Origin of the sequence: Mycobacterium sp. IS-1590 (assembly GCF_001500025.1) — a bacterium.
Classification (GTDB): Bacteria; Actinomycetota; Actinomycetes; order Mycobacteriales; family Mycobacteriaceae; genus Mycobacterium.
Genome location: NZ_LQIW01000003.1, coordinates 146,547 through 172,390 on the forward strand (window position 1 = coordinate 146,547; position 25,844 = coordinate 172,390).

Annotated in this window: 31 protein-coding genes and 1 pseudogene; 15 read left to right on the forward strand and 17 right to left on the reverse strand. The window is 68.4% G+C overall.

All coding sequences use genetic code 11. The annotated features are described in order from the left end of the window. The first annotated feature begins 1 nt into the window (after position 1). Genes AU197_RS04545 through AU197_RS04560 form a run of 4 tightly spaced genes read left to right on the forward strand, consistent with a single transcriptional unit; the run spans position 2 to position 3,760 of the window. The gene (locus tag AU197_RS04545) at positions 2 to 775 is read left to right on the forward strand and encodes an S-methyl-5'-thioadenosine phosphorylase (protein ID WP_064401330.1); all 774 of its coding nucleotides are present in this window, start codon (positions 2 to 4) and stop codon (positions 773 to 775) included. Continuing rightward, on the forward strand, positions 772 to 1,803 hold the full coding sequence (locus AU197_RS04550) for an NAD-dependent epimerase/dehydratase family protein (RefSeq protein ID WP_064401331.1): 1,032 nt from the start codon (positions 772 to 774) through the stop codon (positions 1,801 to 1,803). The genes AU197_RS04545 and AU197_RS04550 overlap by 4 nt, the downstream gene beginning before the upstream one ends. After that, entirely contained in the window at positions 1,803 to 2,609 is an 807-nt protein-coding gene (locus AU197_RS04555) for an alpha/beta hydrolase (RefSeq protein ID WP_064401332.1), read from the forward strand. Before AU197_RS04550 ends, AU197_RS04555 begins: the two co-directional genes overlap by 1 nt. A 23-nt stretch (positions 2,610 to 2,632) precedes the next feature. Then, entirely contained in the window at positions 2,633 to 3,760 is a 1,128-nt protein-coding gene (locus AU197_RS04560; protein WP_064401333.1) for an NAD(P)H-dependent flavin oxidoreductase, read from the forward strand. Positions 3,761 to 3,772: 12 nt separating this feature from the next. On the opposite strand, the gene AU197_RS04565 is transcribed toward AU197_RS04560, so the two are convergent. From AU197_RS04565 to AU197_RS04575, 3 genes are all read right to left on the reverse strand, one after another. Further along, positions 3,773 to 4,222 carry a nitroreductase family deazaflavin-dependent oxidoreductase gene (locus AU197_RS04565; RefSeq protein WP_064401334.1) on the reverse strand — a complete coding sequence of 150 codons (450 nt, stop codon included), beginning with the start codon at positions 4,220 to 4,222 and terminating at the stop codon, positions 3,773 to 3,775. 133 nt (positions 4,223 to 4,355) lie between these two features. After that, positions 4,356 to 5,378, reverse strand: a complete 1,023-nt coding sequence (locus AU197_RS04570) for a sensor histidine kinase (protein WP_064401335.1) — start codon at positions 5,376 to 5,378, stop codon at positions 4,356 to 4,358. Further along, a complete protein-coding gene (locus AU197_RS04575; RefSeq protein WP_064401336.1) occupies positions 5,378 to 6,079 on the reverse strand; it encodes a response regulator transcription factor in 702 nt (233 codons plus the stop codon). Before AU197_RS04575 ends, AU197_RS04570 begins: the two co-directional genes overlap by 1 nt. A gap of 103 nt (positions 6,080 to 6,182) precedes the next feature. On the opposite strand from AU197_RS04575, the gene AU197_RS04580 reads away from it, so the two are divergent. Genes AU197_RS04580 through AU197_RS04590 form a run of 3 tightly spaced genes read left to right on the forward strand, consistent with a single transcriptional unit; the run spans position 6,183 to position 8,127 of the window. After that, a complete protein-coding gene (locus AU197_RS04580; protein ID WP_064401337.1) occupies positions 6,183 to 6,839 on the forward strand; it encodes a glycosyltransferase family 2 protein in 657 nt (218 codons plus the stop codon). Then, positions 6,836 to 7,498: a TIGR04282 family arsenosugar biosynthesis glycosyltransferase gene (locus tag AU197_RS04585; protein ID WP_064401338.1), complete on the forward strand. Its 663-nt coding sequence runs from the start codon at positions 6,836 to 6,838 to the stop codon at positions 7,496 to 7,498. The genes AU197_RS04580 and AU197_RS04585 overlap by 4 nt, the downstream gene beginning before the upstream one ends. Continuing rightward, on the forward strand, positions 7,498 to 8,127 hold the full coding sequence (locus AU197_RS04590) for a methyltransferase domain-containing protein (protein ID WP_064401339.1): 630 nt from the start codon (positions 7,498 to 7,500) through the stop codon (positions 8,125 to 8,127). The genes AU197_RS04585 and AU197_RS04590 overlap by 1 nt, the downstream gene beginning before the upstream one ends. Here the strand turns inward: AU197_RS04590 and AU197_RS04595 are convergent. From AU197_RS04595 to AU197_RS04605, 3 genes are read right to left on the reverse strand one after another with little or no spacing between them, the layout of a single operon-like run. Then, the gene (locus AU197_RS04595; protein WP_064401340.1) at positions 8,124 to 8,591 is read right to left on the reverse strand and encodes a hypothetical protein; all 468 of its coding nucleotides are present in this window, start codon (positions 8,589 to 8,591) and stop codon (positions 8,124 to 8,126) included. The genes AU197_RS04590 and AU197_RS04595 overlap by 4 nt on opposite strands. A gap of 1 nt (position 8,592) precedes the next feature. Further along, the gene (locus tag AU197_RS04600; RefSeq protein ID WP_082696499.1) at positions 8,593 to 9,861 is read right to left on the reverse strand and encodes a molybdopterin-dependent oxidoreductase; all 1,269 of its coding nucleotides are present in this window, start codon (positions 9,859 to 9,861) and stop codon (positions 8,593 to 8,595) included. A gap of 52 nt (positions 9,862 to 9,913) precedes the next feature. Next, complete coding sequence (locus AU197_RS04605; RefSeq protein ID WP_064401341.1) at positions 9,914 to 11,269, reverse strand: hypothetical protein; 1,356 nt, start codon at positions 11,267 to 11,269, stop codon at positions 9,914 to 9,916. Between the two features lie 175 nt (positions 11,270 to 11,444). Here AU197_RS04605 and AU197_RS04610 point away from each other — a divergent pair, with 175 nt between their 5' ends. Together AU197_RS04610 and AU197_RS04615 are read left to right on the forward strand one after the other, a co-directional pair. Beyond that, positions 11,445 to 12,035: a TetR/AcrR family transcriptional regulator gene (locus AU197_RS04610; RefSeq protein WP_064401342.1), complete on the forward strand. Its 591-nt coding sequence runs from the start codon at positions 11,445 to 11,447 to the stop codon at positions 12,033 to 12,035. 77 nt (positions 12,036 to 12,112) lie between these two features. After that, positions 12,113 to 12,874, forward strand: coding sequence for an SDR family NAD(P)-dependent oxidoreductase (locus AU197_RS04615; RefSeq protein WP_064401343.1), 762 nt, complete (start codon positions 12,113 to 12,115; stop codon positions 12,872 to 12,874). Positions 12,875 to 12,885: 11 nt separating this feature from the next. Here the strand turns inward: AU197_RS04615 and AU197_RS04620 are convergent, their stop codons facing one another. The 3 genes from AU197_RS04620 to AU197_RS04630 all read right to left on the reverse strand — a co-directional run bounded on the left by AU197_RS04620 (position 12,886) and on the right by AU197_RS04630 (position 15,084). Next, positions 12,886 to 13,500, reverse strand: coding sequence for a pyridoxamine 5'-phosphate oxidase family protein (locus AU197_RS04620; RefSeq protein ID WP_064401344.1), 615 nt, complete (start codon positions 13,498 to 13,500; stop codon positions 12,886 to 12,888). 82 nt (positions 13,501 to 13,582) lie between these two features. After that, a complete protein-coding gene (menE, locus tag AU197_RS04625) occupies positions 13,583 to 14,713 on the reverse strand; it encodes an o-succinylbenzoate--CoA ligase (protein WP_231744825.1) in 1,131 nt (376 codons plus the stop codon). A 68-nt stretch (positions 14,714 to 14,781) separates the two neighbouring features. Further along, positions 14,782 to 15,084 (reverse strand): DUF3349 domain-containing protein, encoded by a 303-nt coding sequence (locus tag AU197_RS04630; RefSeq protein WP_064401345.1) that lies wholly within the window; start codon positions 15,082 to 15,084, stop codon positions 14,782 to 14,784. A 221-nt stretch (positions 15,085 to 15,305) separates the two neighbouring features. Here AU197_RS04630 and AU197_RS04635 point away from each other — a divergent pair, with 221 nt between their 5' ends. The 3 genes from AU197_RS04635 to AU197_RS04645 are packed head-to-tail and all read left to right on the forward strand — an operon-like array spanning position 15,306 to position 17,182. Further along, complete coding sequence (locus tag AU197_RS04635; RefSeq protein ID WP_064401346.1) at positions 15,306 to 16,568, forward strand: inorganic phosphate transporter; 1,263 nt, start codon at positions 15,306 to 15,308, stop codon at positions 16,566 to 16,568. Positions 16,569 to 16,581: 13 nt separating this feature from the next. Next, a complete protein-coding gene (locus tag AU197_RS04640) occupies positions 16,582 to 16,866 on the forward strand; it encodes a hypothetical protein (RefSeq protein ID WP_064401347.1) in 285 nt (94 codons plus the stop codon). Positions 16,867 to 16,879: 13 nt separating this feature from the next. Further along, positions 16,880 to 17,182, forward strand: a complete 303-nt coding sequence (locus AU197_RS04645) for a DUF3349 domain-containing protein (protein ID WP_064401397.1) — start codon at positions 16,880 to 16,882, stop codon at positions 17,180 to 17,182. Positions 17,183 to 17,192: 10 nt separating this feature from the next. On the opposite strand, the gene AU197_RS04650 is transcribed toward AU197_RS04645, so the two are convergent. The 4 genes from AU197_RS04650 to AU197_RS04665 all read right to left on the reverse strand — a co-directional run bounded on the left by AU197_RS04650 (position 17,193) and on the right by AU197_RS04665 (position 20,653). After that, positions 17,193 to 17,564: a VOC family protein gene (locus AU197_RS04650; RefSeq protein WP_064401348.1), complete on the reverse strand. Its 372-nt coding sequence runs from the start codon at positions 17,562 to 17,564 to the stop codon at positions 17,193 to 17,195. A gap of 19 nt (positions 17,565 to 17,583) precedes the next feature. Continuing rightward, positions 17,584 to 19,125, reverse strand: coding sequence for a long-chain-fatty-acid--CoA ligase (locus tag AU197_RS04655; RefSeq protein ID WP_064401349.1), 1,542 nt, complete (start codon positions 19,123 to 19,125; stop codon positions 17,584 to 17,586). Continuing rightward, entirely contained in the window at positions 19,126 to 20,010 is an 885-nt protein-coding gene (locus AU197_RS04660; protein WP_064401398.1) for an SDR family oxidoreductase, read from the reverse strand. A gap of 61 nt (positions 20,011 to 20,071) precedes the next feature. Continuing rightward, positions 20,072 to 20,653: a TetR/AcrR family transcriptional regulator gene (locus AU197_RS04665; protein WP_064401350.1), complete on the reverse strand. Its 582-nt coding sequence runs from the start codon at positions 20,651 to 20,653 to the stop codon at positions 20,072 to 20,074. A gap of 145 nt (positions 20,654 to 20,798) precedes the next feature. On the opposite strand from AU197_RS04665, the pseudogene AU197_RS04670 reads away from it, so the two are divergent. Beyond that, positions 20,799 to 21,743 (forward strand): annotated as a pseudogene (locus AU197_RS04670) (oxygenase MpaB family protein). A gap of 3 nt (positions 21,744 to 21,746) precedes the next feature. On the opposite strand, the gene AU197_RS04675 reads toward AU197_RS04670, so the two are convergent. The 4 genes from AU197_RS04675 to AU197_RS04690 form a co-directional block, all read right to left on the reverse strand. Further along, positions 21,747 to 22,658, reverse strand: a complete 912-nt coding sequence (locus AU197_RS04675; protein WP_064401351.1) for a 1,4-dihydroxy-2-naphthoyl-CoA synthase — start codon at positions 22,656 to 22,658, stop codon at positions 21,747 to 21,749. Beyond that, positions 22,655 to 23,104 (reverse strand): nitroreductase family deazaflavin-dependent oxidoreductase, encoded by a 450-nt coding sequence (locus AU197_RS04680; protein WP_064401352.1) that lies wholly within the window; start codon positions 23,102 to 23,104, stop codon positions 22,655 to 22,657. Before AU197_RS04680 ends, AU197_RS04675 begins: the two co-directional genes overlap by 4 nt. A 10-nt stretch (positions 23,105 to 23,114) precedes the next feature. Next, on the reverse strand, positions 23,115 to 23,570 hold the full coding sequence (locus AU197_RS04685; protein ID WP_064401353.1) for a nitroreductase family deazaflavin-dependent oxidoreductase: 456 nt from the start codon (positions 23,568 to 23,570) through the stop codon (positions 23,115 to 23,117). 77 nt (positions 23,571 to 23,647) lie between these two features. Next, the gene (locus AU197_RS04690; protein WP_064401399.1) at positions 23,648 to 24,850 is read right to left on the reverse strand and encodes an RNA polymerase sigma factor; all 1,203 of its coding nucleotides are present in this window, start codon (positions 24,848 to 24,850) and stop codon (positions 23,648 to 23,650) included. A gap of 151 nt (positions 24,851 to 25,001) precedes the next feature. Between AU197_RS04690 and AU197_RS04695 the strand changes: the two genes are divergently transcribed. Further along, positions 25,002 to 25,211 (forward strand): hypothetical protein, encoded by a 210-nt coding sequence (locus AU197_RS04695; protein WP_064351359.1) that lies wholly within the window; start codon positions 25,002 to 25,004, stop codon positions 25,209 to 25,211. Then, entirely contained in the window at positions 25,195 to 25,794 is a 600-nt protein-coding gene (locus AU197_RS04700) for a nucleoside/nucleotide kinase family protein (RefSeq protein WP_064401354.1), read from the forward strand. Before AU197_RS04695 ends, AU197_RS04700 begins: the two co-directional genes overlap by 17 nt. Positions 25,795 to 25,844: the final 50 nt, after the last annotated feature.

A 25,844-nucleotide genomic window follows, 5' to 3' on the forward strand; every position in this document is an offset into this window, starting at 1 on the left:
CGTGCTGGGAGTCATCGGCGGGAGCGGTTTCTACAGCTTCTTCGGCTCGGACGCCCGCAGCGTCACCCTCGACACCCCCTACGGTGCGCCGAGCGCCCCGATCACCGTCGGCGCCGTCGGCGAGCACGAGGTGGCGTTCCTGCCGCGCCACGGAGTCGACCACGAGTTCTCCCCGCACACCGTCCCGTACCGGGCGAACATGTGGGCGCTGCGTTCACTCGGGGTGCGACGCATCTTCGCGCCGTGCGCGGTCGGCAGCCTCACGCCCGCGCTGGGGCCCGGGGCCATGGTGGTGCCCGACCAGCTCGTCGATCGCACCCGCGGACGCGCCGACACCTACTTCGACTCCGGTGGCATCCATGTCGCGTTCGCCGACCCGTACTGCCCGAGCCTGCGTGCTGCGGCCACCCTGCCCGGCGTCGTCGACGGCGGAACCATGGTGGTGGTGCAGGGGCCGCGGTTCTCCACCCGCGCCGAAAGTCGGTGGTTCGCGAATCAGGGTTTCACCCTGGTCAACATGACCGGCTACCCCGAGGCGGCGTTAGCTCGAGAACTTGAGATGTGCTACGCCGCAATCGCATTGGTGACCGATCTGGACGCCGGCATCGACAGCGGAACTGCCGTGCGCACCGTCGACGTGTTCGCCGAATTCCAACGCAACCTGGTGCCGTTCAAAAAGCTCGTGCACGAGGCCATCAACCAGGTGACGGTCGAACAGACCTGCACGCACTGCCTGGCGCACGACGGTGTCCGACTGCCGTTCGAACTTCCGTGAGAGTCCTGCTGACCGGCGCCGCCGGATTCATCGGGGCCCGGATCCACGACGCACTACGCGACGCCGGCCACGATGTGATCGCCGTCGACGCGATGCTGACCGCCGCCCACGGCCCGGGCGTCGAACCACCTCCCGGCTGCCAGGTGGTAGATGTCCGCGACGCATCCGCGCTGGCACCGCTGATGACGGACGTCGACGTGGTGTGCCATCAGGCGGCCGTGGTCGGTGCGGGTGTCAACGCCGCCGATGCGCCCGCGTACGGCTCGCACAACGACTACGGGACTGCGGTGGTGCTGGCCGAGATGTTCGCGGCGGGCTGTCAACGACTGGTGTTGGCGTCGTCGATGGTGGTCTACGGTCAGGGCCGCTACGACTGCGCCGAGCACGGACCGGTCGACCCCCACCCGCGCACGCGCGCCGACCTCGACGCCGGCCTCTTCGAGCACCGCTGCCCGCTGTGCGGTGAAGTCGTCTCATGGCGACTGGTGCCCGAGGACGCGCCGCTGCGGCCTCGCAGCCTGTACGCCGCCAGCAAAACCGCGCAGGAGCATTACGCGCTCGCGTGGACGGAGGCCGTCGGGGGCGCGGTCACCGCGCTGCGCTACCACAACGTCTACGGGCCCTACATGCCCCGCGACACCCCGTACTCGGGGGTGGCGGCTATCTTCCGTTCTGAGCTTGAATCCGGCGATGTACCAAGGGTATTCGAAGACGGCGGGCAGATGCGCGATTTCGTGCACGTCGATGACGTGGCGGCGGCCAACGTCGCGGCCGTGGAATCCGCGCGCGGGGGATTCGAGGCGTTCAACGTGTGCTCGGGACGGCCGATCTCGATACTCGAGGTGGCCACCGCGCTGTGCGAGGCGCGGGGTGACGCCCCGCCGGTGGTCACCGGCCAATACCGCAGCGGAGACGTCCGCCACATCGTCGCCGACCCCGCGCGCGCCGGCGAGGTGCTCGGGTTCTGCGCGGCGGTGGACCCGCTCGACGGGTTGCGCGAGTTCGCGTTCGCGCCGTTGCGGGCCTGATGCGCCGCATCGTTCGCCTGCTCGTTATCGTCACGCTCGTGACGTCCGGTCTGATGGGTCTGCTGTGGTCTGCGCAGCGGCGGTTGGTCTACTTTCCGTCGCCGGGCCCGGTGCCGTCCGCCGCCACGGTGGCGCGCAACGGACAAGACGTGGTGATCGAAACCGACGACGGAATCCGTTTGGACGCCTGGTACTTCCCGGTCGACGGCGACGGGCCCGCCGTGCTGGTGCTGCCGGGCAACGGCGGAGACCGGTCGATGCGCGCGCCGCTGGCCGTGGCGCTCAACCGGATGGGCTCCTCGGCACTGCTGGTGGACTACCGCGGTTTCGGGGGCAACCCGGGCCGCCCGTCGGAGGACGGTCTGGCCGCCGACGCGCGGGCCGCGCAATCGTGGCTGGCCGCGCAGCCCGGCGTCGACCAGATCGTCTACTTCGGCGAATCCCTCGGCGCCGCAGTCGCTATCGGACTGGCCGTCGAGCGGCCGCCCCGTGCGTTGATACTGCGTTCGCCGTTCACCTCGCTGCCCGACGTCGGGGCGGTGCACTATCCGTGGCTGCCGGTGCGGTGGCTGCTGATGGACCGCTATCCGTCGCTGGACCGGATTCCGTCGGTGCACGTGCCGCTACTGGTGATCGCCGGAGACCGCGACGACGTCGTCCCCGAGCCGATGAGCCGGCGGCTCTACGACGCGGCGAACGAGCCGAAGAGCTACGAGCTGGTGCCCGGCGCCGGGCACAACGACCTCGAGTTGCTGGTCGGCAAGCAGATGCTCGACGCGATCCGGCGACTCCTGTCCCAGGCATGAACCGGCCTCGCCATACTGGCCGGGTGAAACCAGCGATTTGTGAACAGTTCGGCATCGACTTCCCGTTGTTCGCGTTCAGCCACTGCCGCGACGTGGTGGCTGCGGTGTCCAACGCGGGCGGCTTCGGCGTGCTGGGCGGGACGGCGTACACACCCGAGCAGCTCGACCAGGAGTTGTCCTGGATCGATGACCACGTCGGGGGCAAGCCGTACGGCGTCGACCTGATCGTCCCCGCCCGCTACGAGGGCAAGGGCGAGGACCTGACGATGAGCGACCTCGCAGGTCGGATCCCCGACGAATACCGCGGCTTCGTCACCGAGCTGTTGGCCGCGCACGACATCGAGGCCGAGGAGGCGCCGCGGTTCGGCAACGCCGCCCTGTCGGGCAACACCGGCAAGGACCTGCTGGATGTGGCGATGAACCACCCGATCCGGTTGATCGCCAACGCGTTGGGCGTCCCGCCCGGTTACATGATCAAGGCCGGCAAGGAGAACGGCGTGCCGGTGGCGGCCCTGGTCGGTGCCAAGGAGCACGCCGTCAAGCAGGCGCAGGCGGGCGTCGATTTGATCGTCGCTCAGGGCACCGAGGCCGGTGGGCACTGCGGTGAGGTGACGACGCTGGTGCTGGTGCCCGAGGTGTTGGAGGCGCTTGCGGCGATCGGTAGCGACATCCCGGTGCTCGCCGCGGGCGGGATCGTCACGGGCAGGCAGATGGCCGCGACGGTGGCGATGGGCGCGGCGGGCGCCTGGACGGGTTCGGTCTGGCTGACCACCGAGGAGGCGGAGACGGCGCCCTACACCAAGGAGAAGTTCCTGGCCGCCTCGTCGCGAGACACCGTCCGATCGGCGGGTAGAACCGGAAAGCCTGCGCGCCAATTGGTTTCGGACTGGACCCAGGCGTGGCTGCCGAACGAGGGCGGCCAGAAGCCGCTGCCGCTTCCGCTGCAGTCGATGCTCGCCGAACCCGTCGTGCGTCGCATCGACGTGCTGGCCGCCCAGGGACATCCCGGCGCGCAGGCGTTGGCGACGTACTTCGTCGGACAAGGGGTCGGGCTGATGAACAAAGTCAAGCCCGCGCGCGAGGTGGTGCGCGAGTTCATCGAGGACTACGTCGCCGCGACCGAACGCCTGAGCAACTCGCTACCGGACTAGCGCACCAAATCGTCAGGCGTCGAACGTGATCCGCACCGAGATCGGGTCGCTTTCCATCGCCCGCATGGTCAACGCGGTCGCCGACTGACCGAGCCTGCCCGCGCCGCCGAAGCTGCGTGCGCGGGCACGCACGTCATCGTCGGGTTCGAATGTCGCGGTGCCCGTGCGCCATTCGTCGTTGACGCGCACCCGCACATGAGGGTTCGCGGCGATGTTGTACGCCCAGCCCGCGCGGCGGCCGTGCTGAGAGATCACCCACACACCGGTGTCGTCGGCGCGGCCCGCCAGCGGCACGAGCCGCGGTTCCCCGCTTTTGCGGCCGATCGTCTCGAGGTCGACCACCAGCGGCGACCGGATACCGACGCGGTCCAGCGCGGCGACCAACGGGTTCATCAGGACACGACCCAGTTGCCGCTCGAACTTGAACTTGCGCACCGCCTTGTCGGCACTCCGTGTGGCCATCTCGAACCTCCTCGTGGGATCAGGTTGACCACGATAATTGAGTGATCACTCAAAAACAACCCCGAGACGATGAGCGAGAATCCCTCGTCGCGAAAAGTCAACGTCCAGGGATGCGGTTTCGCCGACGAAGAAGTCAGTCCGCCGCCAGCGGCAACCGCACCTCGAAGCGTGCGCCGGTGCCCAGGTTGCGCGCGGACAACGTCCCGCGATGGGCCTGCACCAGACCCGCGGCGATCGCCAGGCCCAGCCCCGACCCGCTGGGCAGCGACGAATCGGCACGCGGCACGCGATCGTTGGACCCTCGGTAGGCGACGTCGAACACCCGGGGCAGATCGGCCTCGTCGATACCGACCCCGGTGTCGTCGACGCGCGCCCACGCGCCGTTCTCGTCCGAGCCCAGTGACAGCGACACCCGGCCGCCCTCCGGCGTGTGTGCGATCGCGTTGGCCACCAGGTTGGACAGCACCCGCACCAGCGCGCGGTCGCTGCCCAGCACCCGCACCGGCGCCTGCGGCAGCTCGGCCGTCAACGCCACACCCGCACGCTCGGCGGCGATCCGGTGCGCGGTCAGCACGTCGTCGACCACCTCGTCCAGCGCCACCTTGTCGAACACCGGTTGGACCGCACCCGCGTTGATCTTCGACATCTCGAACAGGTCGTCGACCATCTCGGATAGCCGGACAGACTCCTGCTCAATGGTTTTGGCGTGTACGCGAACCTCGGCGTCGGGTACCACGCCGTCGGCGATCGCCTCGGACACCGCCCGTATCCCGGCCAGCGGGGTCCGCAGATCGTGGCTGACGAACGCGACCAGCCTGCGGCGCGACTGCTCGGCGGCCCGTTCCGACTCGCGGATCTCCTGCTCCCATACCGTGCGGCGGGCCTGATAGCGCGCCAGCATCACCGCGGCCGGGATCGTCACCACCGAGACGATCACCAGGACGATCGCGGTCTTCTCGAACGTTTCGGTGATCATGAAGCGGCTGGCGCCGAGCACACCGGTGAACGTCGCCAAGACCGGGATGAGCACCAGCGCCACCATGCTGACCGCCAGCGACCACGACCGGGCCAGACGGATGACGAGCGCGCCCGCGAGCACCACCGGAACCGAACATGCCAGCGCCAACCCGATGATCTCCCACAGGTCGGACGGCACTAGGCGCTCTGCCCTTCCGGGGACCGTGCCTCGCTGCTCCACAGATAGCCGCGACCCCACACCGTCTGCACCCTGTGGTGCTCACCGAGCTTCGACCGCAGCCGCTTGACGTGCACGGTCACCGTCGACAGGTCACCGAAATCCCAGTGCCACACCTGTTTGAGCAGTTCCTCGCGGCTGAACACGACGTCGGTGTGGGTGAGGAAGAACAGCAGCAGGTCGAACTCGCGGTTGGTCAGCGACACCGGCTGCCCGTCGACGGTCACGGTGCGTGCGGCCGTCGACACGGTCAGGCCGCCGACCGTGATGTCCAACGCGCGCCGACCCGTCGGTGCGGGCGCGCGCCGCAGCACCGAGCGCACCCGCAGCGCCAGTTCGCGCGGGCTGAACGGTTTGGTCAGGTAGTCATCGGCGCCGGCCTCCAGGCCCGCGATCCGGTCGTCCTCCTCGCCGAGCGCGGTCAGCAGGATCACCGGCACCGCGTAGCCGCCGCGCTGGCGCAGGTTGCGGCACAGCGTCAGCCCGTCGGGCCCCGGCATCATCACGTCGAGCACCGCGACGTCGATGTGCTGGGAGCCCAGCAACCGCAGGGCCTCGGCTCCGTCGTGCGCGATCGCGACGTCGAGCCCGTCGCGCTCGAGATAGCGACGCACGACATCACGCACGACGCTGTCGTCGTCGGCGATCAATACCCGCGTCACAGTTTCCGAGAGTAGCCCGATGTGGCGACTACCTGCGCCGATGTCACGGATTCGTCATTGATCCACTGGTCGGTGCGGTCGGCGGCTGGTTAGCCTCGAACCCATGCCCGACTGTCCGGTGACCGTGGTGCTGCCGTGCCTGAACGAGGCGCAGTCCCTGCCCGGCGTGCTCGCGGCGATCCCCGACGGATACCGGCCGTTGGTGGTCGACAACAACAGCACCGACGCGACCGCGGACGTCGCCCGCGAGCATGGAGCGCAGGTGGTCGCCGAGAAGCGCCCCGGTTACGGCGCCGCAGTGCACGCCGGGGTGGTGGCGGCAGCGACGCCCATCGTGGCGGTCCTGGACGCCGACGGCTCACTGGACCCTGGTGACCTGCCCGCGCTTGTCGACGACCTGCACCGGGGGGCCGATATGGCGATCGGGCGGCGCCGGCCGGTGCCGGGGCTCACGTGGCCGTGGCACGCCCGCCTCGGCACCGCGGCGGTGTGCTGGCGGCTGCGGCAGCGCCATGGCCTGGCGGTGCACGACATCGCTCCGATGCGGGTCACCCGCCGCGACGCGCTGCTCGATCTCGGCGTCAGCGACCGCCGCTCCGGTTACCCGCTCGAACTGTTGGTGCGGGCGGCCGCCGCCGGGTGGCGCGTCGTCGAGCGCGATGTCGCCTACCGGGCGCGCACCGGCGGCAAGTCCAAGGTCAGCGGGTCGATCCGCGGTAGCGCGGTGGCGGCCTTCGACTTCTGGCGGGTGATCTCGTGACGGTACTGGCCGTGACGGTGTTGGTGGTGGCGAAGGCGCCGGTGCCGGGTCTGGCGAAGACGCGCCTCGCGGCGACGATCGGCGACGTCGCCGCGGCCGACCTCGCTGCCGCCGCCCTGCTCGACACCCTCGACGCGGTCGCCGCCACCCCCGTCGGCCACCGGGTCGTCGCGATGACCGGCGATCTGAGACACGGCAGCCGAGGTGACGAAATCGTTTCTCGCCTAGATAAATTCACGGTGATACCCCAACGTGGCGCCGACTTCGCCGAGCGATTGGCCAACGCGCACACCGACGCTGCCACCGGCAACCCCGTACTGCAGATCGGCATGGACACCCCGCAGGTCAGCGCCGGCCTACTCGCCGAGTGCTGCCACGAGCTGATGCGAGCCGACGCGGTCCTGGGGCCCGCCAGCGACGGCGGATGGTGGGTGCTCGGTGTTTCGCACCCATCCATGGCCGAATGCCTGCGGAGTGTGCCGATGTCACGGTCGGACACCGGCGCGTTGACCCTGGCGGCGTTGCGCGACAACGGAGTGGATGTCAAGACGGTCGACGAGCTCGCCGACTTCGACACCATCGACGACATCGACGCGGTGCGCAGCCGATGCGCGCCCAACAGCCGGTTCGCTCGAGCGGTCGAGGCGGTTTTCGCCTGATGCTGGGCAACCTCTACGACTGCGCACTCGACGGAGAGCGGTGCTGGATCCGCAGCGATGACGGTGAGGTACAGGCGCTTCCGGTGCATCGCTGGATCGGCGGCGCGCATGCCGATTGCCGGTTCGACCGGGCCATCGTCGAATTGTGCGAAGGACCGACCATCGATTTGGGCTGTGGCCCGGGGCGGTTGGTGATCGAATTGACCCGCCGAGGCATCCCCGCTCTCGGTGTCGACCAGTCCGCGACCGCCGTCGGACTCGCGCGGCGCAACGGTGCACCCGTGTTGCGCCGAGACGTGTTCGGACAGCTGCCCGCGACCGGCCGGTGGCAGACCGTGCTGCTTGCCGACGGCAACGTGGGCCTCGGCGGCGACCCGTTTCGGATGCTGCACAGGGCAGCAGAGCTGCTGCGCCGCGGCGGTCGGTGCATCGCCGAATTCGAGGCGCTCAGGCAGGGTGTCCGCAATCGCTGGGTCCGGCTCGAGTCGTCGCGGGTGGTGGGCCCCTGGTTTCCGTGGGCGTCGGTGGGCATCGACTGCGCCGCAGAGGTCGCCGAGACCGCGGGGCTGGCGTTGACCCGGGTCCACCCGATCGGCAACCGGGTGGTCGCCAGCCTGACGTTGGCCTAGCCTTCGGTCGTCACCAGCCGTGCGGCGTAGAGCACCGCGCTGATCCCGAACAGCGCGGCCGTCAGCAGCAACCACCTGCCCAGGTACGGGTCTTGGGTCTGTCCCGTCGCGGCCAGCGCGACCGGCCCGCCTTGTTTGATGATGCCGGGCAGAAACAGCAGCAGCGTCAACGCCGAGCCGAGCGCCGGTACCCGCACATAGTTCAGCAGCGGGACACGCAACCGGGGAATCCTGGTGCCGCGCACCAGGACCCGGTCGGCCAACGTGTAGATCGGAAACAGCACGAGATCGTGTACGACGATCGCCGCGGCGAACCACACCGCGATGGACTGCCACCATGTGCGGGTGTTCCACAACGCGGCCGGCGTGAGGGTGGCCAGCACGTAACCGAACAGCGCGAAGCCGGCCACCAATGTCAGCAGGTGCAGCGGATGCGATCCGTAGACGGCGCGAAACCGGCCCATGTCAGTCACCCGCCCGGAAGTCGATCGAACCCACCCATTTGGTGTTGTGCACGCCGGGCAACGCAGGCACGATGATGCGGGCCGGGAAACCGTGATCCGGTGACAGGTCGACGCCGTTGACCCTCAACGCCAGCAGCGCGTCGGGGTGTAGGACCTGATTACGTTGCAGCGTCGCACGATTGAAGGCACCCCGCCGCTCCACGGACCGGACGAACGCCGACACCGGCGAAGGCACACCGGCCAACTGCGCGAGATCCCGCAGCGGCACGCCTGTCCACGTCTCTGTCGTCGACCAGCCTTCGACACAGGCGATGGGCAGGCGGGCGGTGTGCTGGGGCATCGCGGTGAGCCCGGCGCGGTCCAGCACCACCGGCGACGGGCCTCCGGTCAGGGTGAGTCGCCAGCGCTCGCCGGTGAGCTCCGGTGTGATCCTGGCCGCCGCAGCGGTTCTGTTGACCTGGAAGTCATTCGGGCCATCGCCGCGGGTCCGTCCGCGGGGCAGGAGCAGCGCGGCCTGCCTGGTCCATCCGCCGATGGTCTGCCCGGCGGTCAGAACCGCCACCAACGCCGCCCCGCCACCCACCAGAGCGAGCGCACCGCGGCGACTCATCGTCACCGGATCCGGGTCCGCGGGCGCCAACCCGTCGGGCTCATACGGATCGGCGACGGTGTCCTCGCGCGACGTGCGCAGCACCGCGCGCATCGACCGTGACCGCAACCCCTCGCGCAGCCGTGGGAGCTTGATCGCGACGTGCAGGACGAACCCCGCGATGAACACCCAGGCGCCGAAGTAGTGAGCGGTGTAGAAGCTGAAGCCGAAGATGTAGTCGTACTGGATGTTGAGCACTCCGGTGACGACCTCGAACAGCACTCCGCCGACCAGCATCAACAACGAAATCCGTTCGAGCAGTTGAGCGATCGAACGCGTGGGCGGCCAGGCGAACAGGCGGGGAATCACCGACCACAGCTTCGCGAGCACGACCGGTACGAGCACCAGGCCCAGCCCGACGTGCAACCCCTGCGTCAGCCGGTACAGCCAGGACGGATCGGTGGGCCAGTCGAACGTCGGAAGCTTGAGCCAGCCCACATCGCCCGGTATGGCCTGACCGAACTGCGGCCCGTAGGCGATGTAGGACAGCAGCCCGGTGAAGATGACCACCGGCAGCCCGATCAGCAGCACCGTGCCGAACACCGACGTCAGCCACAAACCGCGCAGCGGACTACGCCAGCGGATCGCCCGCTGTACCCGGGGCCGGTTGCCGGGTTGCACGGTTCCAGGGTCGCGGCAAGTGCCTACGGATGTGCGTGGTGACCCGCGACCGTTACCAATTCGTCAGAATGAAGTGGTTGAGCAGCAGGGCGCCCACCACGTTGACGCCGAGCCACCAGCGGTGTGACCGCGGCGGTAGCAGCGCCCCGGCCGCGGTCAGCCAGACGGTGAACGGCAACCAGATGCGTTCGGTCTCGGCCTTGCTCAGCATCGACAGGTCGGCGAACAGGATCGCCAGCAGTGCGCCGAGAAGAATCATGGGCAGGCCGGGCCGACGCCGGATCGCCGCGATGTCGAACAGCCTGCCCAGACCGGCCACGCTGCCCAGGCCGATCGCGCACACGACGGAAGCGAAGTTCGCCCAACCCCAGTACTGGAACGGCCGGTCGTTGGCGATGCCCTGCCAATAGCGTTCCTGCACCAGGTGATAGCCGTCGAACCACCAGAATCCCAACACCGCGAACACCACCACCACGGCGAGGACGACCCCGACCGCTGGTACCGCGGCACGAGCCGCGGCCCGCCAGTCGGACGCGCACATCAGCACCGCGAGCGCAGGTAAGGCCATCAGGACCAGTCCGTAGTTGAGGAAGAGGCCCCAGCCCAGCAGCAGACCGCCCCCCGCCGCGGCGAGGACGGGCCAGCGCACCGTGCTCCCGATCGCCATCGCCAGCAGCGCGACACCCCACGCCGCGACTCCCGCGAAGTAGCCGTCGGCCGACACCGCGATCCAGATCGCCGTGGGCGCAACGGCGACGAAAGGGGCCGCGAGCCGCGCGGTCGCTTCCCCCGTCAGCGCGCGCAACGCGACGACGATGGCGGCCGCGGCGCTGGTTCCCACCAGCAGGCACAGCAGGCCGGCCCATGCGCCGCCACCGAGCCCGATGCGGTCGAGCCACACGAACGTGAGCAGCGCCCCGGGGGGATGGCCCGATACGTGGGTGATCCACGAATCGGGTTGATAGTCAAGAATTCTGTCGGAGAATGTGCGCAGCGCGTGGGGTATGTCGGTGACGGTGGGAACCTGACGCAGGTACTCGTGGCGGGCTGCCAGCCTGCCGGCGAAACCGCGCTGCCAGCCGTCGATCATGGCCAGCGAGAACGCCCATGCGCACGCCGTCGCCCATGTCGCCCACGGCAACGCACGCCACGACAGTCGTTGCGCGACCGTCGGCCCCCACCACACCACCGCGCCGCCGATCACGACAGCGGGGACCGTGCCCCACCCGACGTGAGCGTTCCACCATCCGAAGATCGGCGCGGTGTCGGCGAACTGGCGTATCCGGGCGGGTGTCGCGTTGATCAGTGGCGTGACGATCCCCAGGTTCAGGTGCGGTACGACGAACGCGGTGACCACCAGCAACGCACCGACGGCGACCGCCACGATCTCCTTGCGACTGGTCCGCATCCCGTCACCCTATTCGCCCCCGCACCGGAGGTCACACATTCGTCGCCCCGGCGGCGCGGGCCTGTTCCGCCACGCCGGGTCGCCGATGAAGCAGTGATCGGACGGGCCTTCGCCGGGTGCCGCTGGTCCCGAGAGATACGGACCGAACGGTCCATAACATGGGTACGCTGGAACCATGCCACGCCCCCGCCAGTTCGACGAAGCCGAGGTGATCTGCGCGGCCCGCGACGAGTTCTGGTCGCGCGGCTACGCGGGCACCTCCGTTGACAACCTCACCGCCGCAACGGGTCTCGGCAAGGGCAGCCTTTACGGCGCGTTCGGCGACAAGCACACACTGTATCTGCGCGCCCTGGACGACTGGATCGCCGACTCGATGGCGAAGGTGCGCAGACAACTTCAAGACCCCCGGCGTGGCGCCTACGACCGGCTGGTGCGGCACGTGCGCGCGGAAGCGAAGGCCATCGCCGCCGACAAGACGTTGCGCGGGTGCATGATCGCCAAGAGCGCGGCCGAGCTCAGCGCCACCGACCCCGCCGTCGAGCGTGCTGTCGAACGGGCGTACCGCGAGTGGCGCACACTGCTGGCCGACTGCATCGAGGCGGCCCAGCGCGACGGCTCGATCGACTCCGATCGCGACCCACGGACACTGGCGACGGTGCTGTTGGGTTTCCTGCGCGGGCTGGAGGCGCTGCACAAAGGCGGTGTCAAATCGTCCCAGCTCATTGCGGCCGCCGACGAGGTCATCAGCCTCATATCGCGTGCCTGAACCTGTCCTGGAATACATCTTCGCGCGCCAGTGTCTCTGGTTATTGACCAATTAGTCCATAACTAAGGAGCGCGGCGATGGCACTACTCGTAGACAAGACAGCGGTGATCACCGGCGGCAGCACGGGTATCGGGCTCGCCACCGCGAAGAGGCTGGCCGAGGAGGGCGCCTACGTGTTCATCACCGGCCGCAGGCAGGCCGAACTGGAGGCCGCGGCCAAAGAGATCGGCGACAACGTCACCGTGGTGCAGGGCGACGTCGCCGACCCCGAGGACCTGGACCGCCTCTACGCCGCGGTTGCCGACCGCGGTGGGCGCATCGACGTGCTGTTCGCCAACGCCGCGGTGATCGACGTCGCGCGCCTCGGCGAGATCACCGAACGACACCTCGATTACCTGCTCGACATCGATTTCAAGGGTCTGGTGTTCACCGTGCAGAAGGCGCTGCCGCTGCTCGCGGACGGGGCGTCGGTCATCTTGAACTCGTCGAACACCAACGCGAAAGGCTCCGAGGGCATCGGCATCTACGCGGCGATCAAGGCGGCGGTGCGATCGCTGGCCCGAACGTGGGCAAGTGAGTTGCGCGATCGCAATATTCGGGTCAACGTGGTCAGCCCCGGTGCCACCGAAACCCCGGGCCTCAACGATCTCGCCCACGTTCTGGTCCCCGGACCCAACGCCGTCGAGGAGTTCGACAGCCAACAGCGCAGCGTCATCCCGATGGGTCGCCGCGCAACGCCCGAGGAGGTCGCCAACGCGGTGTTGTTCCTGGCGTCGGACCTGAGCACCTACACCACAGGTGCCGACATCCCCGTCGACGGCGGCACCAACCAGATCTGACCGCGCGCTGGTCAGTACAGCCGGGTGCGGGTGTTCTCGTCGCTGTAGTACTCGTCGAGCTGGTCCTGACTCCAATCGGGACGGATCGACTTGAGCAGCTGCGCGACGCTCGGCAGCGCCGACGGGTTCCATGTCGACGGGTCCCAGGTTTCTGAACGCAGAAAAGCCTTGGCGCAGTGGAAGAACACCTCTTCGACCCCGACTTCCAACGCGAGGATCGGACGCTTGCCCTTGACCGCAAGCGCGTCGAAATAGTCGGCGTCCGAGACGATCGCGGCGGTGCCATTGATGCGCAGGGTGTCGCCACGGCCGGGGATGAGGAACACCGTGCCGACATGCGGATTCTGCAGCACGTTGAGATAGCCGTCGACCCGTTTGTTGCCCGGCCGCTCCGGGATCGCGATCGTGGTGTCGTCGATGACGTGCACGAAGCCTGGCGGATCACCCTTGGGTGACACGTCGACGCGACCGCGCGCATCCGTCGTCGCGACGAAACCCAACGGCGAGTGGGCGAGCCAGTCGCGCTGTACCGGCGACAGGCGGGCTCTGACCTTGTTGGCGACGTAGTGGTCCGGCTGCCCGACGATGGCCCGCAACTCGTCGGCGGTGTTGACTTCGCGACGCATGGGTCCATGATGCTCGACCGCGCAAGGGGTTAACCCCCGCCGGCCGCCGGGTGGCCGAACGGGCGGGCTGAGTGCCCGTGACCTAGTTCTGAAACCGGGCCGTCAGCGCGCGCCGGTCGACCTTGCCGATGCCGCGCCGCGGCAGTTCGTCGACGACGTGATACTCGCGCGGCGCCGCGGTGGCATCCAGGGTCGCGGCGACGTGCGCGCGTAGCTCGGCGGGCGTGGGGGAGTGGTGACCGGCCACGAGCACGACGGCCGCGGCCACCCGCTGGCCCAGCCGCTCATCGGGGACCCCGAACACCGCGCATTCGGCCACCGCATCGTGGGTCGCCAAGACGGCCTCCACGATCTGCGGCATGATGGTCAACCCGCCGCTGCCGATCGCGTCGTCGACCCTGCCGAGCACCGTCAACCGTCCCGCGGCGTCGATCGCTCCCACGTCGTCGGTGCGAAACCAGCCCGCATCGGCGAAGGGATCGGGGGCCACCGCATTGCGATAGCCCTTCGCCAGTGTCCGACCGCCCAACACGATCCGGCCCCCGCCGCCTGAAGCGCCCGGCTGCGCGGCTCCGCTCCCTGAGGTCGCCTGCGGCACATTGCCGAGAATGCGGACACGCACACCGTCGAGCGGCACACCGTCGTACACGCACCCGCCCGCGGTCTCGCTCATCCCATAAGTCCGGACGACCGAGATCCCCGCCGCGGCCGCACGTTCGGCCAGACCCGCCGGCAGCGGGCCCCCACCGATCAGCACCGCGTCCAGGCTGGCCAGAGCGTCGGCAGCCCGCACGTCCCGCAGCGCTTTGTCGAGTTGCACGGCCACCAACGAGGCGTACCGCCGTCCCGAGCCCAAAGCGTCCACGGCAGAGGGCAATTCGGACGGATCAAATGTCGGCGGCAAGGCCACCGGGGTGGTGCCCGCGACCACGCTGCGAACCAGCACCTGAAGTCCCGCGATGTGATGTGCCGCCAATGCCAGCAGCCAGCGCCCCGGCCCGCCGAGCCGGTGGTGTGTCGCCTCGGCGCTGGCGGTCAAGGCGGCGGCGGACAGCATGGCGCCCTTCGGGGTTCCGGTCGTGCCCGATGTCGGCACCACCACCGCCACGTCGCCGTCGATCTCCGCACCGCACCGCAAAGCCTCTGTCAGAAAGGATGATTCGCGATCATCCTCGGCAGGAATCGGCAGCACGGTGGCGTGGCCGGCCAGCATGTCGTGCACGACGGGCAGGAGCGACAACGCCGCGGCGCCGGGCCCCACCGCGACCGGGCGCAGGACGGCTATGGTTCACCCTCCGCGTCACGGGGGTCATCGAGTGGCCAGCCCCGGACCGCCAGCCGCTGACGGACCCGCTCGACATCCTCAGAGGACGGCAGCGCATCGGTGATCTGGGTGATGAGCACCCCGATGTCGGCGTCGTCGAATTCGCCGTTGCGCTTCAGCTCCACCGCCACGGTGCGAACCTCATCCTCGGTGAGGCGCCGCCGCAGGAGCGAGAACAGCGGCACTCGGTCCGGGCCGGGCACTCCTTCGGGATAACCCGCTGTGATCCACGCGACGATTTTGGCCAGAAATTTCGTCACTGTGCCCTCCCGCGTGTCGCATCGGGTCTACCCACTCCCGTTGGATGATGCTAGTGCGCGACCGAACAAGACGAGTTCGGCGTCGCCGGCAAACGCTCGACCGCCGGCGGGTGAACAGTGGATGAACACATTGCCCCAGAAGGCGAAATGCCAGATGACACGCCGGTCCAAGAGCGTTGAAGATTAGGTGAAACGAACTCCATGGCCGCAGAATTAACGCCGTGAGCGCTGAGTTGATCGTCCTGGTGCTGTTGATCACAACCGCACTGGCCTTCGACTTCACCAACGGCTTCCACGACACCGGCAATGCGATGGCCACGTCGATCGCCACCGGTGCGCTCAAGCCCAAGACCGCGGTCCTGTTGGCGGGCATTCTCAATTTGGTCGGCGCATTCCTGTCGGTCGAGGTCGCGGTCACGGTCACCACCTCGGTGCTCAACGTGCAGGACGGCCAGACCGGCGCCCTGCTGCCGTCGATCGATGCGTCGACCGGCCTGACCATCATCTTCGCCGGGCTGATCGGCGGCATCCTGTGGAACCTGCTGACGTGGTTGTTCGGCATCCCGTCGAGTTCCTCGCACGCGCTGTTCGGCGGGCTGATCGGCGCGGGCCTGGCCGCGATGGGCACCGCCGGGGTCAACTGGAGCGGTATCAGCCAGAAGGTGCTGATTCCCGCGATCGCCGCGCCGCTCATCGCGTGCCTGGTGGCTGCCTGCGGCACCTGGCTGGTGTACCGGATCACCCGCAACGTGGCCGAGCGTCGCCGTCGGGAGGGCTTCCGCTGGGGCCAGGTCGCGACCGCCTCGCTGGTGGCGCTGTCGCACGGCACCAATGACGCGCAGAAGACGATGGGTGTCATCGCGCTCGCACTCATCACCACCGGGCACCTGACCGGCGACGTCAAGGAGAACGGCCTGCCGTTCTGGGTCATCTTCAGCTGTGCGGTCGCGATCGGTCTCGGCACCTACCTCGGCGGCTGGCGCGTCATCCGCACCCTGGGCAAAGGCCTGGTCGAGATCCAGTCACCCCAGGGCTTCGCCGCCGAAGCATCCTCGGCCGCAATCATTCTCAGCTCGAGCGCCGCGGGTATGGCCTTGTCCACCACCCACGTCGCGACCGGTTCGATCCTGGGCAGCGGCGTCGGCAAGCCGGCGGCCGAAGTCCGCTGGGCGGTCGCGGGCCGGATGGCCGTGGCCTGGTTGATCACCCTGCCGGCTGCAGGACTCGTTGGCGCACTGTCCTTCTGGCTGGCCCACGGCGTCGAGACGCTCACCGGATCGGGCCTCGCCGGTGACGGGTTCATCTTCCTGGTGTTGGTCGGCCTGTCGTTCTACATGTGGTGGCGTGCCCAGCAACAGAAGGTCGACCACACAAACGTCAACGCCGAGTGGGACGACGCCACCAACTCGGTGGTCCCGGCCGAACTGCGGGCCGCCATCGAGGAGGCCATGCCTGAACCCGCCGAGCCGGCCGCGACGGTGTAGCAGAGGAACGTCGATGACCTATCTCGAGAGCATTCTGAAGGTACTGGTGGTCGGGCTGGTGCTGGGCGCGGGACTGCCCGCGCTGTTCGCCACCGGATTGATGGCCTTCTCCAGCGGCGTGGGCGACGAGTCCGCCGACGGCGCCGTGACCGCGCCCAACCCGGCCCGCAAATACCTCGGCATCGGGTTGTTCGTCTTCGTCGCATGGGTGATCGTCACCGCGGTGCTGTGGATCACCCGGGCCACGATCATCCACCACACGGGAATCGACCTGTTCCCCTTCATGCCGCAGAAATGAGATGTGCCGCACCATGACCGAGAACCGCACCGTGCTGGACAGCGTGCTCAACTGGCTGCGCCGCGGGTATCCGGAAGGCGTGCCGCCCACCGATTACTTCCCGCTACTGGCGCTGCTGAAGCGCTCGCTGGCCGAGGACGAAGTGGTCAGCGCCGCGCAGGCGGTCCTCAAGGGCGCCAGCTCGGACATCGTCACCGAAGACGACATCCGCGCGGCGATCCATCAGGTCACCGCGCAGGAGCCGAATCCCGAAGAGATGCACCAGGTTGCGTCGCGGCTGGCCTCCGTCGGCTGGCCGCTGGCGCCCGCGCGCTGAGTCCAGGGCGTCACCGCCGGGTGTCGCGGCGCAGCGGGTGGGTCTCGGGGACCTGCACGAAGATCAGCAGAACACCGTCGGGGTCGTTGACATGCATCTCATGCAGACCCCACGGTTCCTCGCGGGCCTCCCGCGCGACCGGTACACCCCGACCCGACAGCTCCTTCTCGGTCGCGTACACGTCGCGCACCTGAAGCCACATCGTGCCGCCCGCACGCGGGCCACCGTGACCGGCGAGTTCGATCAACGACTGGCCGGCGTAGAACACCGTGCCCGCACCGTAGTCGCGTGCGATCGCCAGCCCCAGCTCGTCACGGTAGAACGTCAGCGAACGCTGGTAGTCCGCCGGCCGAATGAGCATCCGGCTGGCCAGAATCTCCATGACGTCGTGTCTATCACGCTCAGCCGATCCGCCGCCCGACACCTTCCCAGTAGGGTTTGCGCAGCGCACGCTTGAGGATCTTGCCGCTGGGGGTGCGGGGCAGGTCGTCGGCGAACGACACCGACTTGGGCAGCTTGAACCCCGCCAGCCGTTCGCGGGCGTACGCGATGAGCTGCGCCTCGCCGGGGGAGCAGCCGGCCGCGGGCACCACGACAGCCTTGACCGCCTCACCCCACGCCGGGTCCGGCACACCGATCACCGCCACATCGGCGACGTCCGGGTGCGTCATCAGAACGTTCTCGACCTCGGTCGGGTACACGTTCTCGCCGCCGGAGACGATCATGTCCTTGACCCGGTCGTGCAGGTACAGATAACCCTCGGCATCGAGGTAACCGGCGTCGCCGGTCTTCAGCCAGCCGTCCGGGGTGACCGTGGCGGCCGTCGCAGCGGGGTTGTTCCAATAGCCGCGCATGTTCTGCCGCGAGCGGGTCCACACCTCGCCGACCTCTCCGGTGGGGACGTCGCACCCCGCGTCATCGACGATGCGCACCTCGACCCAACCGAACGGCTTACCGCAGGAGCGCAGCAGTTCAGGGTCGTGACGGTCCAGTTGCGTGATGGATCCGGTGGTTTCGGTCTGCCCGTACACCTGTAGCAGATCGCAGTCGAATCGTTCGAGCGCCCGGACCAGGACGTCGTCGGTGATCGGGGATGCGCCGTAGACGATGGCGCGCAGGGCCGAGAAGTCCGTCGTCGCAACCCCCGGGGTCTCCAGGAGGCGCTGAATCACCACCGGCACCAGCAGCATGTTCGTAACACCGTGCCGCGCAACGGCGTCGAGGATAGCGGTCGGATCGACGTCGCGAAGCACGACCGTGCGCGCGCCTTCGCACAGGCCCACCAACGCCCAGCCGGAGCCCGCCATGTGGAACATCGGCATCACGGCCAGGCTCACGCTGTCGGCGTCGAAGCGCCATTTGTCGGCGATCCCGGAGGCCTTGCAGAAGTAGTTGTCGTTGGTCAGCATCACGCCCTTGGGTGAGCCGGTGGTGCCGGAGGTGTACATCAGAAACGCGATATCGTCGGGTTGCGTTGTGACGCAGGGGTCCTCGGCAGGATGTGGCTCGATCCAGCGATCGAACTCCGGCCAGCGCGGGTGCTCGCCGACGGCGACGACCAGAGCCGTCAGCCGGTCCTCGATCGCCTCGACGTGCCCGAAGAACTCGGCGCCGACGATCACCACCCGCGCGCCGGCATCGTCGATGATGTGCAGCATCTCAGGTGGTGCCAGCCGCCAGTTGACGGGCACCACGACCGCACCGAGTTTGGACAGCGCACAAGCGACTTCGAAGAACTCGATGCCGTTCTTCTCGATGAACGCGACCCGGTCGCCGAACCCGACACCGGCGGCGCGCAGCGCCTGGGCCACCCGGTTCGATCGGGTGTCGAGGTCGCCGAACGTCGCGGTGCGCTCGCCGGCGATCAACGCGACGGCGTCGCGACGTTCGGCGCCGAAGACGCGTGCGATATCGGCGACGGTCGCGATGTCGGGGTGGGGCATCTACTTGTTCGGTTGTAGGCGTTGCCGTTTCATCACGGCGTCGACGACCGCGGGTGCGAAGCTGTTGAGCACCTGGGCGCTGACGGCCATGCGCGGCGCGATCCGCACGGGCCGGGTTCTGGCGGCGGTGATCATCCAGTCTGCGGCCTCGTCGGAGGACAGCCCGGGCAAGCCGTCGTAGGCGCGGGTGGGGGCGATCATCGGCGTGCGCACCAGCGGATAGAACAGGGTGGTGGAGTGCACTCCGTCGGCGCTCCACTCGGTTTCGATGACGCGGCTCACCGCGGTCAGCGCCGCCTTGGACGCGTTGTACACCGAGAACAACGGCGACGACTCGCTGAGCACACCCCAGGTGGACACGTTGATGATGTGGCCGTCGCGCCGCTCACGCATGCCCGGTGCCAGGCCGCGGATCAGACGCAGCGGCCCGTAGTAATTGAGCGCCATGGTGCGTTCGACGTCGTGCCAGCGTTCCAGCGACTCGGCCAGCGGCCTGCGGATCGACCGTCCGGCGTTGTTGATCAGGATGTCGACGCCCCCGAGTTCCGTGGTGACACGTTCGACCAGGTCGTCGGCCGCGTCGAGATCCGACAGGTCGCAGGCGTGCGCCCAGGCGTCCCCGCCCTGCTGGGCGATCCGGTCGACCAGCGCATCGAGCAGTTCCTGGCGGCGTGCGGCCACCACGACGGTGGCTCCGCGGCGGGCGAACTTCTCGGCGGCCGCCTCGCCGATGCCCGATGACGCGCCCGTGAGAAGGATGCGCTTACCCCGCAGGTCAACGACGTCGCGGCCGGGCTGGTACTGCAGCAATTCGGGGACCACCGGCGGACGCATGGTGGTCAGCACGAGTTGATCGGCCAACCGCCGCAACGGGCTCTTGCTCACGACGCGCCAGTCTAGGTGAGTGGTTTGTGAGTGAAAACGTTCGCTCACCGATCGAAATCACTCACAAATCGCGCGTGCGGCCGGGGCCGCCGGCCAGCAGACCCGACGACGCGAACTTCAGCCCCGCTCGGAGTTCGTCCAACTGGATCGGATCCTCGGACTCGATGTAACGCAGCGTCGTCGCCACCGCCATGTTGAAGAACAACCACGCCAACGCTTTCGGGCTGAGCTCGTTGCGGTACTGGTCGCGGTAGTGGTTCATGTGCAACGTCGACATCGCCACGAGGGTGGCGTTCAGACCCGAGATGCTCTCGAACGCGCGCACATGGTCCGGCCGCTCGGCGAGGTACCGAAGCAGGCCGCGGTTGGCGATCGTCACGTCGATGAGGAAGTCGATGGAGGCGGCCATCGCCTCGGCGGGTTGGGCGAGCGTCACGGCCCGCAGTCGTTCCTCGATGACCGGTGCCTGCGACAGGGCGAGGTGTTCGATGGCGGCCTGGAGGATCTCGTCCTTGTCGGCGAAGTACTGGTAGATCGATCCCTTGCTGACCCCCGCACGATCGGCGATCAGGTTCGTGGTGACCTGTGCCGGATCGGTGGTGAGCAGCAGGCCGGCCGTCGTTTCGACGATTTTTGCGACCATCTCACGAGACCGTTGTTGTTGCGGCGTCTTCCTGCGCTCCGACCTGCGGTTATTCGTGCCCACAAATATCCCTTATGCGACTTGAATGCGACCTGGCGGTCATATTAACCTCGCCCGACTACCTGAAACGGAGGTGGACGCCGCCATGACCGCCACTTCGGACATCGATCTGCCTGTCGATGACGAGCCGATCGAGCTCGTCCCGCCGGATTCGCTGACCGCCGAGCACACCGGCCGCTGGACGTTCCTGATCTTCGAGGGCGCGGCGTTCATGATGCAGGCGATGCATCCCGTCATCGCCGAGGTCACCGGACGCTATTCGGCGGCGTTCCACGGCGATCCGGGCGGCCGCGCGATCCGGTCCATCGACTCGGTGCTTCGTTGGACCTACGGCGGCACCGAAGCCGTTGCCGAAGGAAACCGGGTTCGGGCCATGCACCGCCCGATGACGATGAAGAGCGAGACGACCGGCAAACAGATCAGCGCCCTGAATCCCGAGGCGTACCAATGGGTTATCTGCACCGGCTACATCGTCAACGTCCACGGCGCTCGCCTGTTGATCGGACGTGACTTCACCGACGACGAGAAGGCCCAGCTGCTGCGCGACAACCGCCGGCTGGCGCGGCTGCTGCATGTGCCGATGCGCGATTATCCCGAGACCGACCAGGAGATGACCGACTACTTCGAGTCGATGGTCGACAAGCTCGAGGCGACACCGCAGGCCCAGAAGCTGATGGACGACCTGATCACCGGAACGATGGAGATGCCCCCGTCGGTGCCGACGGCGTTCTATCCGGCGATCAAGGCCGTGCTGCGGCCCGTACTCCGCCTGAACTACCTGTCGATCGTCGGCCTGCTCGACCCGCGCCTGCGCACCAAGCTCGGGGTGAGCTGGAGTCCCCGGGAGGAGCGCCAGCTCAACCGCGTCTACTAGGCGATCCGCATCGCCTACCGCGTGCTTCCCGACCGGTTGACCTACTTTCCGCTGGCCTACCACGCGCGCAAGCATCACCAGTGCCTGGAGAAGATGGCCGAGCGGCAGAAGAAGTCGTTCGCCTACCAGGTGCCGGGCGCGGTTGCGCCGGCGTAGAACTCAGAAGTAGCGGGGGAAGCCGGTCCAGTCGGGGTCGCGCTTCTCCAGGAACGCGTCGCGGCCCTCGACCGCCTCGTCGGTCATGTACGCCAATCGCGTCGCCTCACCGGCGAACAACTGCTGACCCACGAGACCGTCGTCGGTGAGGTTGAACGCGTACTTGAGCATCCGGATCGCCTGCGGCGACTTGCCGTTGATCTCCGACGCCCACTGCAGCGCGACGGTCTCCAGTTCGGTGTGGTCGACGACCGCGTTGACCGCACCCATCGCGTGCATCTGCTCGGCGGTGTACGGGCGGCCCAAAAAGAAGATCTCGCGGGCGAACTTCTGGCCGACCTGCTTGGCCAGATACGCGCTGCCGTATCCGCCGTCGAAGCTGCCGACGTCGGCATCGGTCTGCTTGAACCGGGCGTGCTCGCGGCTGGCCAGTGTCAGGTCGCACACCGCGTGCAGGCTGTGCCCGCCGCCGGCCGCCCACCCGTTGACCAGACAGATCACCGGTTTGGGCATGAACCGGATCAGCCGCTGCACCTCCAGGATGTGCAGGCGACCGGCGCGCGCCGGGTCGACGGTTTCGGCCGTCTCGCCCGATGCGTACTGATAGCCGCTGCGGCCGCGGATCCGCTGATCCCCGCCGGAGCAGAAGGCCCATCCGCCGTCCTTCGGTGAGGGCCCGTTGCCGGTCAGCAGCACGACTCCGACATCCGATGACATCCGCGCGTGGTCGAGAACGCGGTACAGCTCGTCGACGGTGTGCGGCCGGAACGCGTTGCGCACCTCGGGCCGGTCGAACGCGACGCGCACCGTGGGCTGCGCGGCGCCGTCGACGACGTGGCGGTGGTAGGTGATGTCGGTCAGCTCGAACCCGTCGATGGACTGCCACAGCGACGGGTCAAACGGGTTGTCACTCACTGGCTTACCCTATCGATGCGGAATACCGGGCAGCGACCGGCGAGTGCCTCGAACTCGTCGGGGTCGGGTCCGGTGACCAGTCCCGCACCCTTGATGAAGTCCACGCCGGTGGGCACCTTCGACGGGAACTGCCGCAGCAACGGTCGTGCCGCGTCGACGGGCATCTCCACCATCCGCACCCGCTCGCTGCGGCGGCCGATGTGCAGCGTGACCTCGCCGGCGGCCCTGACGTTGGCGGCCCAGTCGGAGCCGGGCACCCCGCCGACCACATAGCGCTGACCGTCGACCTCCATCGGCGTGACCGGCGTGGACCGCATCTTGCCGGTCTTGCGTCCCGGTACGGACAGCACGACGGGGCCTTTCTCGCCGAGAATGCCCAGCTTCTGCAGGCCGATCATCACCTTGTTGACGTACTTCAGCCACCAGGGCAGGCGAATGTCGGACATGGCGCAAACGCTACGTGATCGGATCGACGCGGAACACCGGCAGGCGGCCCGCCATGGCCTCGAGTTCCTCGGGTGTGCCGGTCGCCAATACCCCCGCGCGCGTCATCATGTCCACGCCGACGGGAACCTGCGCCGGGAACTGCCGCAGCACCGGCCGCGCCTCGTCGGGGGTGAGCTCGACGAGGCGCACCCGCTCCGATCGCCGGCCCTGCCGCAACGTGACCTGTTTCGCCGCACGGGCGTTGCGCACCCAGTCCGCGCCCGGGTAGCCGTTGACGACGTATCGGGCGCCGTCGACGAACATCGGCGTGATCGGCGTCGACCGTGGCTTACCCGTCCTGCGGCCCGGCACGGTCAACACCACGGGGGATTCGTGCCGCGAGATCGGCACCCCGATCCTCAGCAGCACCATCACCAGCTTGTTGGCGAGTTTGAGCCACCGCGGGGGCGCCGTGCGATCGCCCATGCCTCTCCTCCTCCCTCGAGCCGGAACAACGTACCCGGTCGCCAAGGACGGCCCCGGTCCGGCTTGTGGCGCTGACACTACCGGCGAACTCGGCTTACCTTGTCGCGCAGCACGTCTCGTTCCCGGTCGTTGTCGGTCATGGCGGCTGCCCGGTCGAGTTCGGCGGCGGCCTCGGCGCTGCGGCCCAATCGCGCGAGCAGTTCGCCGCGCACGCTCGGCAGCAGATACGAGCCGTCCAGCCCCGTCAACGAGTCGACGATCTCCAGCCCGGCCTCGGGGCCCTCCGCCATCGCCACCGCCACCGCCCGGTTCAGTTCGACCACCGGTGACGGTGCGACCCGCGCCAATCCGTCGTACAGCGCGACGATGCGGCGCCAGTCGGTATCGGCGGCGGTGGGCGCGGTGGCGTGGCATTCGGCGATCGCCGCCTGCAGCGCATACGGTCCCCACCCAGTGCCCTTGCGCCGCAATGTGTTCGCGGCGCATTCGAGCGCGGCCACCCCGCGCTGGATCTGTGCCCGGTCCCATTTGGTTCGGTTCTGATCCTCCAGCAGTATCGGCCGGCCGTCGCTGTCGGTGCGGGCGGCAAAGCGTGACGACTGCAGCTCCATCAGTGCCACCAGGCCGTGGGCCTCCGGTTCGTCGGGCACCAGCGCGGCGAGCACCCGGCCGAGACGAAGTGCCTCGGCGCACAGTTCGTCGCGGATCCAGCGCTGACCGAACGAGGCCGAGTAACCCTCGTTGTAGATCAGGTAGATCACGCTCAGCACCGCCGACAGCCGCTGCGCATACTCCGAGCGGTCCGGCACCTCGAACGGCACGTCGGCGGCCGAGAGGGCCTTCTTGGCACGGGTGATGCGCGCCGCGACGGTCGGCGTGGACGTCAGGAAGGCGCGCGCGATCTCCTCGGTGGTGAGCCCGCCGACCACCCGCAATGTCAACGCGATTCGGCCCTCGGGCGGCAGCACCGGATGCGCCGAGATGAAGATCAGCCGGAGCACGTCGTCGTCGATGCGGTCGGGGTCCCACGACTCCTCGATGTGGTTCTCCAACTCGTGAGCCATCGCGGCATATTTGCTGTCGAGATTGCGCTGACGGCGCCACAAGTCGATGGCCTTGCGTTTGGCAACGGTGGTCAGCCATGCGCCGGCGTTGCGCGGAACGCCCGTCGTCGGCCACTGCTCGAGTGCGTCGACGAGCGCGTCGGCGGCCAGATCTTCGGCGAGCCCGACATCGCCGACCGCGCGCGTCAGCGTCGCGACGATTTTCGCCGCCTCCATGCGCCACACCGCGGCGACGGTCGCCTGCACGTCGGTCACGACCTCATTGTGCCGAGCCGGGGCCGACGCGGAGCCCGGAGCGCGGAATCCACTGTCTTACTGCGGCGTGTCGCAACGCTTTTGCCGAGTTCGCGACGGAAAGTTAGAAGGTATGACCCACAGGTTGGTCACCGCGTATTGGGAAGGCCGCAAGGCGTTCCCGCACACGCTCGTCAACCCGTATGCGGGACTGGGGGACCGGGCGATCGCGAGGATGTGGCGGCTGGGCTGGCAGCGCGCCGCCGACGAGCAGCGGGGTATTCCGAGCGAAGAGGAGCGACTTGCTCGCTTCGCCGCGGAAATCGATGCCCTCCTGGACTAGTCGCCTCGACGCGCTACGGCGCCGACGGCCTCGCGTGGTTCTCGGTGTCACGGGCCCGCCGGGTGCGGGCAAATCGACACTGGCCGAGGCGATCGCGGCCGCCGAAGGCGCGGTGTACGTCCCGATGGACGGCTACCACCTCGCCGACGCCGAACTGCAGCGGCTGGGCCGCCTGGACCGCAAGGGCGCCATCGACACCTTCGACGCCTACGGGTATCTCGCCCTGCTGCAACGCATAAAGGCCCAGGGCGACGAGACCGTGTACGCGCCGGCGTTCCACCGCGATCTCGAACAGCCGATCGCGGGCAGCATCCCCGTCCTGCCCGGCCACCGGCTGATCGTCACCGAAGGCAACTACCTTCTCGACGACGAGCTTCCATGGCCGACGATCGGCGCCCTGCTCGACGAGGTGTGGTTCGTCGACGCCCCGCCCGACGTGCGCCGTCGTCGCCTCATCGCCCGCCATGTCGAGTACGGTAAGTCGCCCGAGCAGGCCGAGGCGTGGGTGCGCGCCGTCGACGACCCGAACGCCGTGCGCATCGAAACCGCCCGGGCGAAGGCCGATTTCGTCGTCACGCCGTAGCAAACCCCTTAACCCAAACCCCTTAACCCAAACCCCCGCGAGCGACCGCG

Excerpts from the sequence above, each read along its gene's own strand:
- AU197_RS04700 (WP_064401354.1), top strand. The coding sequence starts at position 25,195 with ATGCCCTCCTGGACTAGTCGCCTCGACGCGCTACGGCGCCGACGGCCT.
- AU197_RS04695 (WP_064351359.1), top strand. The coding sequence starts at position 25,002 with ATGACCCACAGGTTGGTCACCGCGTATTGGGAAGGCCGCAAGGCGTTC.
- AU197_RS04610 (WP_064401342.1), top strand. The coding sequence starts at position 11,445 with ATGCCACGCCCCCGCCAGTTCGACGAAGCCGAGGTGATCTGCGCGGCC.
- AU197_RS04665 (WP_064401350.1), bottom strand. The coding sequence starts at position 20,653 with ATGGTCGCAAAAATCGTCGAAACGACGGCCGGCCTGCTGCTCACCACC.
- AU197_RS04615 (WP_064401343.1), top strand. The coding sequence starts at position 12,113 with ATGGCACTACTCGTAGACAAGACAGCGGTGATCACCGGCGGCAGCACG.
- AU197_RS04595 (WP_064401340.1), bottom strand. The coding sequence starts at position 8,591 with ATGGGCCGGTTTCGCGCCGTCTACGGATCGCATCCGCTGCACCTGCTG.
- AU197_RS04580 (WP_064401337.1), top strand. The coding sequence starts at position 6,183 with ATGCCCGACTGTCCGGTGACCGTGGTGCTGCCGTGCCTGAACGAGGCG.
- AU197_RS04590 (WP_064401339.1), top strand. The coding sequence starts at position 7,498 with ATGCTGGGCAACCTCTACGACTGCGCACTCGACGGAGAGCGGTGCTGG.
- AU197_RS04650 (WP_064401348.1), bottom strand. The coding sequence starts at position 17,564 with ATGGAGATTCTGGCCAGCCGGATGCTCATTCGGCCGGCGGACTACCAG.
- AU197_RS04680 (WP_064401352.1), bottom strand. The coding sequence starts at position 23,104 with ATGTCCGACATTCGCCTGCCCTGGTGGCTGAAGTACGTCAACAAGGTG.
- AU197_RS04645 (WP_064401397.1), top strand. The coding sequence starts at position 16,880 with ATGACCGAGAACCGCACCGTGCTGGACAGCGTGCTCAACTGGCTGCGC.
- AU197_RS04685 (WP_064401353.1), bottom strand. The coding sequence starts at position 23,570 with ATGGGCGATCGCACGGCGCCCCCGCGGTGGCTCAAACTCGCCAACAAG.
- menE (WP_231744825.1), bottom strand. The coding sequence starts at position 14,713 with ATGCTGGCCGGCCACGCCACCGTGCTGCCGATTCCTGCCGAGGATGAT.
- AU197_RS04605 (WP_064401341.1), bottom strand. The coding sequence starts at position 11,269 with ATGCGGACCAGTCGCAAGGAGATCGTGGCGGTCGCCGTCGGTGCGTTG.
- AU197_RS04565 (WP_064401334.1), bottom strand. The coding sequence starts at position 4,222 with ATGGCCACACGGAGTGCCGACAAGGCGGTGCGCAAGTTCAAGTTCGAG.
- AU197_RS04555 (WP_064401332.1), top strand. The coding sequence starts at position 1,803 with ATGCGCCGCATCGTTCGCCTGCTCGTTATCGTCACGCTCGTGACGTCC.
- AU197_RS04640 (WP_064401347.1), top strand. The coding sequence starts at position 16,582 with ATGACCTATCTCGAGAGCATTCTGAAGGTACTGGTGGTCGGGCTGGTG.
- AU197_RS04690 (WP_064401399.1), bottom strand. The coding sequence starts at position 24,850 with ATGGAGGCGGCGAAAATCGTCGCGACGCTGACGCGCGCGGTCGGCGAT.
- AU197_RS04620 (WP_064401344.1), bottom strand. The coding sequence starts at position 13,500 with ATGCGTCGCGAAGTCAACACCGCCGACGAGTTGCGGGCCATCGTCGGG.
- AU197_RS04655 (WP_064401349.1), bottom strand. The coding sequence starts at position 19,125 with ATGCCCCACCCCGACATCGCGACCGTCGCCGATATCGCACGCGTCTTC.